At 44.9% G+C, this 13221-nt stretch carries 12 protein-coding genes; 4 read left to right on the forward strand and 8 right to left on the reverse strand.

Translation table 11 applies throughout. From position 1 onward, the window contains the following. Positions 1-160: 160 nt before the first annotated feature. Together prmA and serA are read right to left on the reverse strand one after the other, a co-directional pair. Positions 161-1081, reverse strand: coding sequence for a 50S ribosomal protein L11 methyltransferase (gene prmA, locus HEQ19_20460; protein WYM01515.1), 921 nt, complete (start codon positions 1079-1081; stop codon positions 161-163). Between the two features lie 115 nt (positions 1082-1196). Next, on the reverse strand, positions 1197-2777 hold the full coding sequence (gene serA / locus HEQ19_20465) for a phosphoglycerate dehydrogenase (protein ID WYM01516.1): 1581 nt from the start codon (positions 2775-2777) through the stop codon (positions 1197-1199). A gap of 479 nt (positions 2778-3256) precedes the next feature. Here serA and HEQ19_20470 point away from each other — a divergent pair, with 479 nt between their 5' ends. Continuing rightward, positions 3257-3976 carry a Uma2 family endonuclease gene (locus tag HEQ19_20470; GenBank protein ID WYM01517.1) on the forward strand — a complete coding sequence of 240 codons (720 nt, stop codon included), beginning with the start codon at positions 3257-3259 and terminating at the stop codon, positions 3974-3976. 64 nt (positions 3977-4040) lie between these two features. Here the strand turns inward: HEQ19_20470 and HEQ19_20475 are convergent, their stop codons facing one another. Both HEQ19_20475 and HEQ19_20480 read right to left on the reverse strand, forming a co-directional pair. Further along, positions 4041-4895, reverse strand: coding sequence for an HIT domain-containing protein (locus HEQ19_20475; protein ID WYM01518.1), 855 nt, complete (start codon positions 4893-4895; stop codon positions 4041-4043). Positions 4896-5157: 262 nt separating this feature from the next. Then, positions 5158-5925, reverse strand: a complete 768-nt coding sequence (locus tag HEQ19_20480) for a Uma2 family endonuclease (GenBank protein ID WYM01519.1) — start codon at positions 5923-5925, stop codon at positions 5158-5160. 1513 nt (positions 5926-7438) lie between these two features. On the opposite strand from HEQ19_20480, the gene HEQ19_20485 reads away from it, so the two are divergent. Both HEQ19_20485 and HEQ19_20490 read left to right on the forward strand, forming a co-directional pair. Continuing rightward, positions 7439-8797, forward strand: a complete 1359-nt coding sequence (locus HEQ19_20485) for a HEAT repeat domain-containing protein (protein ID WYM03524.2) — start codon at positions 7439-7441, stop codon at positions 8795-8797. A gap of 240 nt (positions 8798-9037) precedes the next feature. Next, on the forward strand, positions 9038-9517 hold the full coding sequence (locus tag HEQ19_20490) for a hypothetical protein (protein WYM01520.1): 480 nt from the start codon (positions 9038-9040) through the stop codon (positions 9515-9517). Between the two features lie 221 nt (positions 9518-9738). On the opposite strand, the gene HEQ19_20495 is transcribed toward HEQ19_20490, so the two are convergent. The 4 genes from HEQ19_20495 to HEQ19_20510 all read right to left on the reverse strand — a co-directional run bounded on the left by HEQ19_20495 (position 9739) and on the right by HEQ19_20510 (position 12763). After that, positions 9739-10209, reverse strand: coding sequence for a hypothetical protein (locus HEQ19_20495; protein ID WYM01521.1), 471 nt, complete (start codon positions 10207-10209; stop codon positions 9739-9741). A 218-nt stretch (positions 10210-10427) separates the two neighbouring features. Beyond that, the gene (gene panB, locus HEQ19_20500) at positions 10428-11198 is read right to left on the reverse strand and encodes a 3-methyl-2-oxobutanoate hydroxymethyltransferase (GenBank protein ID WYM01522.1); all 771 of its coding nucleotides are present in this window, start codon (positions 11196-11198) and stop codon (positions 10428-10430) included. A 182-nt stretch (positions 11199-11380) separates the two neighbouring features. Then, positions 11381-11635, reverse strand: coding sequence for a hypothetical protein (locus tag HEQ19_20505; protein ID WYM01523.1), 255 nt, complete (start codon positions 11633-11635; stop codon positions 11381-11383). 3 nt (positions 11636-11638) lie between these two features. Next, positions 11639-12763, reverse strand: a complete 1125-nt coding sequence (locus tag HEQ19_20510; GenBank protein ID WYM01524.1) for a two-component regulator propeller domain-containing protein — start codon at positions 12761-12763, stop codon at positions 11639-11641. Between HEQ19_20510 and HEQ19_20515 the strand changes: the two genes are divergently transcribed. Continuing rightward, entirely contained in the window at positions 12762-12953 is a 192-nt protein-coding gene (locus HEQ19_20515; protein WYM01525.1) for a hypothetical protein, read from the forward strand. The two genes, HEQ19_20510 and HEQ19_20515, sit on opposite strands and share 2 nt — an antisense overlap. The last annotated feature ends 268 nt before the right edge of the window (positions 12954-13221 follow it).

Consider the following 13221-nt stretch of genomic DNA (forward strand, 5'->3'; position numbering starts at 1 on the left):
AGGCCTTGCGCCCCTACCCTGTGGTCTATTTACCTGAAAATGGCTGTAACTGATATTTTGCGCCATTCTTAATAACCGTAGGGTGGGCAATGCCCACCAACATAAATATAAAGGTTTCAGGCAATGGCTACAAATTGGCGATTTTTTGAATTTTCAGTCCCTAAGAACGTCGGACATTTAAACAACACCATTCTTTGCGTTTCCATAAGGTAGCAACCACCCAGCCATTTTGCTCTAACGCATCAGCTACAGCTTTGGATTGTTCTAGTAAAATACCACTGAAGATGCCCCAAGTACTGGGTTTAACGATCGCAGTCATTTGGGGGACTAATTCTATAATCACATCCGCCAAAATATTGCAGACGATCCCATCTAATGGTTTTTCTACCAGTTTCCGCAAAATGTCTACACTCCCCTCAGCTGGTACTACGCGTTCTGGGCTAATGCTATTGAGTGCGCGATTGCTAAAGGTTGATTGTACTGCTAAGGGGTCAGTATCGACTGCATAGACTTTCTCTGCTCCCAGTAGCACGGCTCCTATGGAAAGGATACCAGAACCACAGCCAATATCCGCAATTACCACATGCTCCTGGTTGTTAGCTGAACCGATAAAAGATTGAGGTACTTGACTCAGGCGCATTTCCAGCGATTCTAAGCATAGCTGGGTTGTGGCATGGTTTCCTGTACCAAATGCTACTCCTGGGTCAAGGAGAATCACCAATCTTTCGGTTGTTTCTGGTAATGGTAGCCATGCGGGATTGATCAGGAAGCGATCGCCGATTTCCTCTGGTTTCCAATATTGCTTCCAGCTAGTCGCCCAATCTTCTTCGTCAATTAATTTCCAATGCAAGGAAGGCGCCGATAGTCCTACACAAAGAGCATCTTGACGTAGCCACAGTGATAAAGCTGCCAAATCTAGTAGCTGTGCTTGAAATTTTGGCACATAACCCCTGACCAGAGCAGAATTTCCTTGATTTTCACTTGCTGTGCCACGACAGCCAAAATTTTCCAGTCGCCAAAAGATAGAATCTTCTTGGTCTGGTTCACATAAAATTTGTAGTTCCCACCAAGTATTTGCCACAGTTAGGAGTTAGTTAGGAGTTGGGAGTTGGGAGTTAGGAGCTAGGAGTTGGGAGTTGGGAGTTAAAAATTAAAAATTCCTCACTCATCACTGATAACTCCTCACTCCTAACTATTTACAAAGTAACGGTATAAGCGTCTCGAATCCCTGGGACTTTGATAATCTCAGTTAAAATGCCCTCTGGTAAGGGGTCATCGATGCTGAGAGCCATTACGGCATCACCACGGACGATTTTACGCCCTACCTGCATACTGGCAATATTGACATTAAAACTGCCGAGTAGGGAACCGAGTTTACCGATGATCCCTGGCATATCGCGGTGCAGGGTGAATAGCATATATTTACTGGGAGGGACGTTAACTGGGAAACCGTCAACGTCTGTAAGGTGGATTTCTTTTTCACCTAACAACGCGCCGGTGACGGAATGAGTCCCTAAAGTTCCTGTGGCTTCGAGATGGAGGGAACCGGCATAATCGCGCACGGATGCATCTCGTGTTTCAATCACCCTAATTCCGCGTTCTTTGGCTTCAATGGTGGCATTGACGTAATTTACCCGTTCCCGTAAGGCTTGGTAAAGTAGACCTTTGAGGGCTGCTATTACTAAAGGTTGACTCTTGTTGGTTGCTAGTTCACCTTGGAGACGGACATTAAGTAATTCTACCCGACCGCCAGCTAACTGTCCAACTAAGTTGCCTAAAGTTTCCGCCAGTTGCATGTAGGGCTTAAGTTCTTCCAACACGTCGGGGCCCAGTCCGGGGATATTGACGGCTGAACGTGCTGGTAGTCCCAAGAGAACATCGCGAATTTGTTCAGCAACGTCTATGGCGACATTTACTTGAGCTTCGGTGGTGGAAGCGCCTAAATGGGGGGTGAGGATAATTTCTTTGCCTAGCGATCGCAAATCTGATTCGCCTAGTGGTTCTGACTCGAACACATCTAGGGCTGCACCCCCTATAGTACCTTCTTTAATCGCCACTGCTAAAGCTGCTTCATCAATGATGCCACCACGAGCGCAGTTAATAATCCGGGCTGTGGGCTTCATTTTTGCCAGGGTTGTGGCATTGATTATGTGGGTGGTTTCTGGGGTTTTGGGGATATGCAATGTGATATAATCTGCTTGCTGGATCAACAAATCCAATTCCACCAACTGACAACCAATTTGTTCTGCACGTTCTGTAGAGATGAATGGGTCAAAAGCTAGGAGTTTCATCCCCATTGCTTTTGCTACAGCAGCAACATGGGAGCCGATTTTGCCCAAACCGACTATCCCCAGGGTTTTTTTGTAGACTTCAGCACCAACAAAGGTTTTGCGGTCCCACTCACCCCGTTTAACTGAAGCGTTAGCATCGGGGATGTGACGAGACAAAGATAACATCATCGCTAGGGCGTGTTCTGCAGCGGCGATTGTGTTACCCTCTGGAGAATTGACGACCACAATTCCTCGGCGCGTGGCTGTGGGTACATCGACATTATCCACACCTACGCCAGCACGACCGATGATTTTGAGTTGGGTGCCAGCTTCAATGATTTCTTTGGTAACGCGGGTTCCCGAACGAATCATCAGCGCGTCATACTCACCAATGATTTCGATCAGTTCCGCTGGTTTTAAACCTGTTTTCACATCAACAGTAGCAACTTGGGATAGAATGTCAATCCCAGCTTGGTCAATCGGATCGGAGACGAGAACCTTAGACATGATTACTTCATTTAAAGCTATAGGTATTGCTGCACAAGACTTTTTAGTTTAGTCTTTATCGGTCGCAATTCAGCAAAAATGTTTGTTTGAATATCAACTTAGTTTTAACTGACTCCTCCTGGTGATGGTATGAGAACATCAGTTGCCACCGTGATATGAGATTGCCTCCTATATTTTAATATCAGTGGCTTTTTCCGCCACCTTTTGGTAAATATAAACCATAAATAGGGGCAAACACCTATTTATTTATTAATAATTAAAAGTTACCTCAACAGTGGTGGGTGCTGAGTTATTAAAGCGACATATAGCTTATAAGAGTCAAGGGTCAAACGATTTTGGATTTTGGATTTTGGATTTAGCTAAAAATCAAATAGGAGTTCTATAGTAAGTTGTTCCAGATTATTATCAGAATTAACTAAACTACAGCAATAACCGACAAATCGCTATAATTTTTTTTGTGAGTTTTGGGGAAAGTAGCCATGTTAAACTACAACCTGCCGAGGTACTTACCATCAGCCGAAGAACTACCAGATTCTGATGATACGCCAGTGGATAACGAACTGCAAGAATTAATACCAGGGTTGCTGAAGTCCATACTGCTCATCCTTTGGTCAGAACGTATGGACTGGTTATTTGGCATAGATATGGGTCTCTATTATAACCCTGATGAGCCACCAATTGTGCCAGATGGGTTTTTGAGTTTAGGAGTAGAAAGGTTTTATGACGAAGAATTACGCCCCAGTTATGTGCTGTGGGAGGAAAACGTTGTACCTACTTTAACCCTAGAGATAGTTTCCCAAACTTATCGCAAAGAATACACCACCAAATTAGATCAATATGCAGCATTAGGCATATTGTATTACGTGATTTATTCTCCCCGTCGTCGCCGCAAACAACATCTAGAAGTGCATAAATTAGTTAATGGTAAATATGAATTGCAAACTGGAAACCCGGTTTGGCTACCCGAAATTGGCTTAGGAATTGGTTGCGAACGGGGAAACTATTCTGGTGTAACGCGGGAATGGCTTTATTGGTACGACGAACAAGGAAAGCGATATCCTACACCAAAAGAGCAAATCCAACAAGAAACGCAACGCGCCCAACAAGAAACGCAACGCGCCCAACAAGAAGCGCAACGCGCCCAAAAATTGGCGGAAAAATTGCGCTCTTTAGGGATAGATCCAGATAATCTTGGTTAACCGCATCTTTCGTAGGGGTTTAGCATTGCTAAACCCTAAAAGTGCGGATCTATTTACCAGCAAATTATTTCTTTTTAGGAATGACATTCCTAATTCCACCTTTAGCGCCGACAGTATCACCTTTGTAACGCGGGATGATATGAATACTGGCGTGCATCATATTTTGTCCAGCTTCGCGATTGATGTTCATTCCTACATTAAAACCATCAGGTGCAAATTCTGTTTGGAGGATTTCTTGGACTTTGTTGACCATGAACCAACAAGCAGATTGCTCTTTAAATGGTAACTCGAAATAACTGCTAACATGGCGTTTAGGAATAACTAAAACATGTCCTTTAGCTAGAGGATAACCATCAAACATAGCATAGGCTGTTGCTGATTCTGTTAATAATTTTAGCTGTCTATGGGGATTGCAAAATATACAATTATTTGAGCAATTACGCTGGTAATTATAATGAACATATTCATAAAATTCTCGATGTTCATCTAAGTGCAGTGAATGAAAAGGAAGTTTGACAATACATTGATATGTCGGTTTTTTATGCACATAATGTTCTCTAAAACCTTCTTTTTTGATATCCCTTCTCACTGCATAATAAGCTTTACCTCCTGGGTTCAATAAATGCGAGATTTCCATGAGGACTTTAGCCTGTTCTTCAGGAAACAAAACGTTTAACACATAAAAGCAAATGATTGTATCGAATTTCTCTTGAGGATATTGTGGAAAATAATGTGAGTCATAGCCTGTAATATCAAAGCCTTTTTCGCGTAATATTTTTACATCATTACCAAAGCCACAACCAAAATCTAGTATTTTACCTTGCAGCAAATTTTGGTTTAATAAATACTGTGCAGGAAATGACAGGTAGGTTCTTTCTATTGCTGTCAAATGGCTATATTGATTTTTTTGCTTTTTCATGGTGCGGTGTTGATGTCTCTCCTGTCTTCAGCTACACCTTGATTTGCTGTTGGATAGGCTAATTATTATATTGTAGTCATATTCTTTACTGCTGCAAGCTGGAAATTACGTAGTTGATTGGAAAATAACACCCCACCCCTAGGGCGTGTTTTCAAACTATTTGTTTAGCCGGATAAATTTTTAGATACCCCTAAATCCACACGATATGATACCAGCTGTAGGGGCACGGCATTGCCGTGCCCCTACGCGAAATCTACATGTGTTAACTGAGCGAGTTAGGATCAATACCTAATTCGCGTAACTTGGCGGCTAATAAATCAGCGCGTTCTCGTTCTTGTTCGGCGCGTTGGCGTTCTTGTTCGGCGCGTTGGCGTTCTTGTTGTGCTTGTTCGCTACTCCACAACAGCAAATTTCCTTCCCTATCCCACCAGCGCAGCCAGTTTGTAGTTTGACATAATCTTTCACCATGCCAAATTCCCAGAAATAACTCTAATTCAGGAATCCAAAAACGCCCATTTATATCTGCTTGTTGTAATGAATATTTTCCATTTTGCAAGCATCTTACTTCTAAAATTGGTTCGTAAGGGTCGTAGGTGACGTAGGTGGGAACTTTCAGAATTTGTTCGTAGAAATGTAGTTTACCATAGGGTGGAGTTGACCGCACTGATAATTCTCCACCTTCGGTGTCAGAAAGAAATTCCATCACCACAGCAACGGGACTACCTTCTAAATTTGGGGTGTAACTACGGCGAATTACTTCGGGGGGTACTGGCTGAACTTGGCGGATATAAAACCAGTCAGGCGCTTTGACAATAATTTTTTTGTTGATTGTGGCTACTAGTCCAAAATTAGAGCCAATCAACATTTCTGGGAGAATAAATCCTGCAGTTCCTAAAGCATCGGTAAGCGCTGCTGCGAGTGTTGGTTGTTGAATATTTTCCGCTGGGTCGTCTGGTAAAATGTAGTCGGCGGGAAGTGGTTCCCAAGTAATATTTGGTTCTTTGCGGATTGGTTGTATTTGTAGAACCATAAAATTATTCCTCATGTCAATTCCAAGTTATCAGTTTTTCGTTATATAGCGTTTCTCGTCCTAGTGAGGTACATGGGTAAGGGCACGGCAGTGCCTTGCCCCTACATCGCGTGATACAATTTTGTACCTCATCTGAATAGGAAGTTTTTCGTTATATAGTGTTTCTCGTCCTAGTGAGGTACATGGGTAAGGGCACGGCAGTGCCTTGCCTACATCGCGTGATACAATTTTGTACCTCATCTGAATAGGAAGTTTTTCGTTATATAGTGTTTCTCGCCCTAGTGAGGTACATGGGTAAGGGCACGGCAGTGCCTTGCCCCTACATCGCGTGATACAATTTTGTACCTCATCTGAATAGTTTTTCGTTATATAGTGTTTCTCGCCCTAGTGAGGTACATGGGTAAGGGCACGGCAGTGCCTTGCCCCTACATCGCGTGATACAATTTTGTACCTCATCTGAATAGTTTTTCGTTATATAGTGTTTCTCGTCCTAGTGAGGTACATGGGTAAGGGCACGGCAGTGCCTTGCCCCTACATCGCGTGATACAATTTTGTACCTCATCTGAATAGTTTTTCGTTATATAGCGTTTCTCGTCCTAGTGAGGTACATGGGTAAGGGCACGGCAGTGCCTTGCCCCTACATCGCGTGATACAATTTTGTACCTCATCTGAATAGTTTTTCGTTATATAGCGTTTCTCGTCCTAGTGAGGTACATGGGTAAGGGCACGGCAGTGCCTTGCCCCTACATCGCGTGATACAATTTTGTACCTCATCTGAATAGTTTTTCGTTATATAGTGTTTCTCGTCCTAGTGAGGTACATGGGTAAGGGCACGGCAGTGCCTTGCCCCTACATCGCGTGATACAATTTTGTACCTCATCTGAATAGTTTTTCGTTATATAGCGTTTCTCGTCCTAGTGAGGTACATGGGTAAGGGCACGGCAGTGCCTTGCCCCTACATCGCGTGATACAATTTTGTACCTCATCTGAATAGTTTTTCGTTATATAGTGTTTCTCGCCCTAGTGAGGTACATGGGTAAGGGCACGGCAGTGCCTTGCCCCTACATCGCGTGATACAATTTTGTACCTCATCTGAATAGTTTTTCGTTATATAGTGTTTCTCGTCCTAGTGAGGTACATGGGTAAGGGCACGGCAGTGCCTTGCCCCTACATCGCGTGATACAATTTTGTACCTCATCTGAATAGTTTTTCGTTATATAGCGTTTCTCGTCCTAGTGAGGTACATGGGTAAGGGCACGGCAGTGCCTTGCCCCTACATCGCGTGATACAATTTTGTACCTCATCTGAATAGTTTTTCGTTATATAGCGTTTCTCGTCCTAGTGAGGTACATGGGTAAGGGCACGGCAGTGCCTTGCCCCTACATCGCGTGATACAATTTTGTACCTCATCTGAATAGGAAGTGCTATACCGTAAATTATCGTAAAATATGAAAAAACTAAACTAGTTCGGGAAATTCACACTCAAGCGGTTGCAGCAATTTCAACGATTTGGATAGAATCTCCCGACACCAAAACCTGGCTCAAAGACCGCGCTACCCAGGATGATCATGAGGATGTGCGAGGTACTGCAGTCCTTGCATTAGCCCAGCATTTCAAAGGTGACCCCGACGCCAAAACCTGGCTCAAAGACCTCGCTACCCAGGATGATCAAAGGTATGTGCGAGGTGCTGCAGTCCTTGCATTAGCCGATAATTTCAAAGATGACCCCGACACCAAAACCTGGCTCAAAGACCGCGCTACCCAGGATGATAATCAGTATGTGCGACGTGCTGCAGTTGAAGTATTAGCCGAGAATTTCAAAGATGACCCCGACACCAAAACCATCCTCAAAGACCGCGCTACCCAGGATGATCATGAGGATGTGCGAAGTGCTGCAGTCTCCGCATTAGCCCAGCATTTCAAAGATGACCCCGACACTAAAACCTGGCTCAAAGACCGCGCTACCCAGGATGATGATAAGTATGTGCAGATCGTTGCAGTCCAAGCATTAGCCAAGAATTTCCCCGATGACCCCGACACCAAAACCTTCCTCAAAGACCGCGCTACCCAGGATGATCATGAGTATGTGCAGATCGTTGCACTCCAAGCATTAGCCAAGAATTTCCCCGATGACCCCGACACCAAAACCATCCTCAAAGACCGCGCTACCCAGGATGATTATGAGTATGTGCGAGGTAATGCAGTTTCCGCATTAGCCGAGAAATTCAAAGATGACCCCGACACCAAAACCATCCTCAAAGACCGCGCTACCCAGGATGATTATGAGTATGTGCGAGGTAATGCAGTTTCCGCATTAGCCGAGAAATTCAAAGATGACCCCGACACCAAAACCATCCTCAAAGACCGCGCTACCCAGGATGATTATGAGTATGTGCGAAGTGCTGCAGTCTCCGCATTAGCCGAGAATTTCAAAGATGACCCCGACACCAAAACCATCCTCAAAGACCGCGCTACCCAGGATGATAATTACTATGTGCGACGTGCTGCAGTCTCCGCATTAGCCGAGAATTTCAAAGATGACCCCGACACCAAAACCTTCCTCAAAGACCGCGCTACCCAGGATGATAAATCAGGTGTGCGAGGTGCTGCAGTCCAAGCATTAGGCGAGAAATTCCCAGATGACCCTCAGTTATTTGCAATTTACTACAATTGCGCTGTTAATGACCCCTTTGAGGGTAGCCATGACAGATATAAACCCAACCCCCGGCGCGTTGCATTGGAGATAATTATCAAGCAATTTCCTCAGCATCCCGATACTTTACCACTGTTGCGCGACAGAGCAGAGAATGACGCAGATGAGGTTGTGCGGGGGTATGCCGAGAAGCAGTTGAGGGAGTGGGAGAATAAATAGTAATTCGTAATTCGTAATTCGTAATTCGTAATTCGTAATTACAGCAATTTTCATCGATTTGAACCACATTGTTTGTAGGGGTTTAGCATTGCTAAACCCTTACCGCGTGGTCTATGAGGGGTTGTTTTTTGTGATTTGTGCAAGAAATCTTGTAATTATGTGCATTTTCTCTGACCAATGGGAATTATATACTTAGCTTTTTTGCTACTGTAATCTCAAAATATCCAGGGTAATTATACGATGGGCTATCAAAACATTAACGCCAGCATCTCCGCAGAAGATATCCAAGAAATCAAAGCGGCGCTACAAACCATCCAAAAAAAGCTACCGTTTCTTGTCACCCTCAGCGCCGAGGAACGGCGTAAACTAGTGAAAATGGGTGATAAAAGTTTGGCTTTTGTCAACAATAGCGTGACTGCGGCTCAGTCTAACCGGGAAATTCTCCCAGCCAGTTTTGATGTTGAGGAATTTGTCCGCGATTATCAATTGGCTACCAGTCTGACTGAAATCTTAACCTCGATGCGCCAAGTCTCTGAACAAGTAGATGATACTTTGTTGGCTGTGGGTAGTGAAGCGATGACGAGCAGTTTAACGGTTTATGATTATGTGAAGACTGCGGCGAAAAAGACTCCTGGCTTAAAAACTGTGGCGGAACAGTTAGGGGAACGTTTTAAAGCTATCAGAGCAAAATCTACCAAATCTACGGCGACGCCTCAATAAATTATACCAGTTTCAACAACGAACAGGACTAATACATGAGGTAGGGGCGCAAGGCTTTGCGCCCCTCTATATTGTTGATGTGTGGCGAAGATTTTTTGAATTGGTTTTATAGTGTTTTAGTTTAGTCATGATACCAATACATTGGTAAGGGCAGGGCAGTGCGGTGCCCCTACAAGACGATGATACCAATACATTGGTGAGGGCATGGCAGTGCCATGCCCCTACAAGACGATGATACCAATACATTGGTAAGGGCAGGGCAGTGCGGTGCCCCTACAAGACGATGATACCAATACATTGGTGAGGGCACGGCAGTGCCGTGCCCCTACAAGACATTTATAGGTATCAGGGTTTTGGTGAAGTAGTATTAATACTCGTTGACGGAGCAAAAAGCTGCGTTCATCTCCCTCGGAACTGCGTTGACGGAGCAAAAAGCTGCGTTCATCTCTCTCGGAACTGCGTTGACGGAGCAAAAAGCTGCGTTCATCTCTCTCGGAACTGCGTTGACGGAGCAAAAAGCTGCGTTCATCTCTCTCGGAACTGCGTTGACGGAGCAAAAAGCTGCGTTCATCTCTCTCGGAACTGCGTTGACGGAGCAAAAAGCTGCGTTCATCTCTCTCGGAACTGCGTTGACGGAGTAAAAAGCTGCGTTCATCTCCCTCGGAACTGCGTTGACGGAGTAAATAGATCACGGGGTAAGGGCGCAAAGCCTTGCGCCCCTACATAGATCACGGGGTGGGGGCGCAAGGCCTTACAATGCAATACAGTTCAGTTAAGAAAATTGTCGTAGGGGCACGGCACGAATAAAATTGTCATTAGAAGCAAAAATTTTGGATGCCGTGCCCCTACAGTGTATATCATTCGAGCCTAACATCCCTGTATTGCCTGACAATGGACTCAGATTCTACTATTATGGAAACTTCCGCTCGCGCACATCTACTACATAATCTTGCACGGCTTTGGTAATTGTCTCGCGCAGATTGGTATAAACTTTGGCGAATGGCGGGTGCTTCTCTGACAACCCCAACACATCAGAGGTAACTAATACCTGACCATCGCAGTGAGAACCTGCGCCGATACCAATGGTAGGAATACTCAATGTTTCTGTAATCTGTTTTGCCAAATCGGCGGGGATATGCTCTAACACTATAGAGAATACACCCGCTTGTTCCAGGGCGATCGCTTCTTGTAAAATCCTCTCGCCCTCTTCCTGGGTCTTTCCTTGTTGTCGCAAACCGATTTGATGGACTGATTGGGGCGTCAACCCCACATGACCCATGACAGGAATCCCGGCTTGTACTAAACGCGCAATAGTTTCCACCATCGCCGGATAGCCACCCTCTAACTTCACAGCTTGCGCCCCGGTTTCCTTCAACACTCGCCCAGCGGAATGCATCGCTTGTTGAATGCTTTCTTGATACGTTAAAAATGGTAAATCTACGACAATTAATGACCGTTGCACACCCCTAACCACTGATTTAGCGTGGTACAGCATTTCATCCAGAGAAATTGGCAGCGTTGTTTTATACCCCAACATTACCGCCATAGAGTCCCCGACCAGGATTAAGTCTACCCCGGCTGCATCGAGGAGTTGGGCGATCGCATAATCCCAAGCGGTCAACGCTACAATTGACCGTCCCTGTTGTTTCCATTGAATTAATTGCTTGGTAGTAACTGCCATTTTTTGAGTGCTGAGTGCTGAGTGCTGAGTGGTGAGTTAGAAGTTAGAACTTAGAAGTTTGCAGTTAGAAGTTACAGCAATTTTCAGACAATAACAACATATATTGTAGGGGCACGGCACTGCCGTGCCCTATCCCGTGATCTATTTACTGAGAAGTTTGCAGTTAGAAGTTACAGCAATTTTCAGACAATAACAACATATATTGTAGGGGCACGGCACTGCCGTGCCCTATCCCGTGATCTATTTACCTGAAAACTGCTGTAAGATAAATCCCCAATCCCCAATCCCTGGTAACTGAGCGGAGCCGTACCACTACGTGGAAGCAAGCTACGCGTAGCGTCTCGCAGAGAAGTGCAATCCCCAATCCCCAATCCCCAATCCCCAATCCCTGGTAACAGAGCGGAGCCGTTCGCGTAGCGTCCGCACCAGAAGTGCAATCCCTACTTGACAGCGCGACTAAAAGCCAGATGGGGTTTGGCGCTACCCATTTTTGGCATTAACCAAGCTAGACCTTCACTTGTACCAATCCATAATTTATTACCGATGTCCGGGATAAGGGTGAGAACGCGACTAGAAGGAAGTCCAGCAACTTGGTCTAATACAGCTCCTGTGTTTGGATTTAATCGTAACAGACCATTGTTAGTACCTACCCAAAGGCTACCATCTTTAGCAAAGCGCACTGCTGTAACATTACGTCCTCGTAAACGGGTGACAGACCGTAGGATTGCACCGGTTTTGGGGTTAATGACGAGTAAATTATTCGGCATTCCTGCCCAAATTAAGCCTTCTGGGCTAATAGCTAGGGCTTGGACTGTCGTTCCTGGTAGTTCGGCGATTCGCTTGATAATCAAGGCGTTGGCGGTATTAATTCTGATTAAACCATCTAAAGTGCCCACCCACAGATGTCCTTCTGCATCTAAAGTGAGGGCGTTGGCGCTGACTCCAGGAAGATTTTTTAATGTGGTCATAATTAAGCCCTCGTCAGGACTAATTAGGGCTAAACCATTATCGGTTCCCGTCCACAAATAACCCCTTTTGTCAAGTAATAGTGACAATACCCGTTTGGAAGGTAAAAATAAATTCTGGGCTGTGATTTCGCTAGTTTTGGGGTCTACTCGCATTAATCCTTCATAACTTCCCACCCACAAGCGTCCTACTTTGTCTTGGGCTAAAGCACCAATGGCGGTATTGGGTAAACTGACGCGATTTAAAATTTTACCAGTGTTAGGGTCAATGTGCGATAGTCCCCGCCAAGAACCGACCCAAAGATTACCAGTAAAATCTCCCAGCAAGTTGTTGACACGATAATCAGTTGGTATTGTCACCTCTTGCAATTGTCGTTGATCGGGTAAGGGAGCGGCTCCCGGTGGCGGTGGGGCGGCTGGATAGGAGGGGGTTAACTCAGATGGGTCTTTGTCAGGGTTTTTTGATGGTGGCGCCGGACTACTCTTAGTTTGGGCGATCGCTGGATTTGCGATGGCGATAGTTTCCACACTCGGTAAAACCGTCAACCCAACCAGAATAGAAGTCATTAATAAACTTCTGCGCTTGGCAAAGCATACCATGTTCACATTTCCTTTATTCGCTTGGAGTAACTTCAGTGTTCCCCTCCTGGGGATTTTTCCATCGTCACCGCCAATATTTCTCGACTCCAAGCTGGGGACACTTCGGCAAGCTCAGTGCATCGCTGGGGATTGGGGATTTTATGCCCCATGCCTATACAACCTAGTGTTGGACTTTGTAAATAACTCTTAACAAAATGTTTAAAACTTTATGTAATAACAAATTTAAATCAATAAGTTAAAAAGATTCAAAGTATAACTTATCGATTTATTGATATATTGTGAAACAGGTTACAAATTAGTTGGTGTGCAATTTTTGTCTTTCCCTCACGACTCCTCTCAACCAGCCTCAGTTAAAGTTTCGCTTGGTGTATTCCCTGTAAATCCAGGAAATCAACGAGATTTGCCAGTTAGTTCTAACCCTAGATCATCTGACGGGGTAAAGTGCAAGACCCATACTC

Source organism: Gloeotrichia echinulata CP02, assembly GCA_038087035.1.
GTDB lineage: Bacteria > Cyanobacteriota > Cyanobacteriia > Cyanobacteriales > Nostocaceae > Gloeotrichia > Gloeotrichia echinulata.

Bases quoted from the DNA above. Each gene is read 5' to 3' on its own strand.
- HEQ19_20490 (WYM01520.1), top strand. From the start codon at position 9,038: ATGGGCTATCAAAACATTAACGCCAGCATCTCCGCAGAAGATATCCAA.
- HEQ19_20475 (WYM01518.1), bottom strand. From the start codon at position 4,895: ATGAAAAAGCAAAAAAATCAATATAGCCATTTGACAGCAATAGAAAGA.
- serA (WYM01516.1), bottom strand. From the start codon at position 2,777: ATGTCTAAGGTTCTCGTCTCCGATCCGATTGACCAAGCTGGGATTGAC.
- panB (WYM01522.1), bottom strand. From the start codon at position 11,198: ATGGCAGTTACTACCAAGCAATTAATTCAATGGAAACAACAGGGACGG.
- HEQ19_20470 (WYM01517.1), top strand. From the start codon at position 3,257: ATGTTAAACTACAACCTGCCGAGGTACTTACCATCAGCCGAAGAACTA.
- HEQ19_20515 (WYM01525.1), top strand. From the start codon at position 12,762: ATGTTCACATTTCCTTTATTCGCTTGGAGTAACTTCAGTGTTCCCCTC.
- HEQ19_20510 (WYM01524.1), bottom strand. From the start codon at position 12,763: ATGGTATGCTTTGCCAAGCGCAGAAGTTTATTAATGACTTCTATTCTG.
- HEQ19_20480 (WYM01519.1), bottom strand. From the start codon at position 5,925: ATGGTTCTACAAATACAACCAATCCGCAAAGAACCAAATATTACTTGG.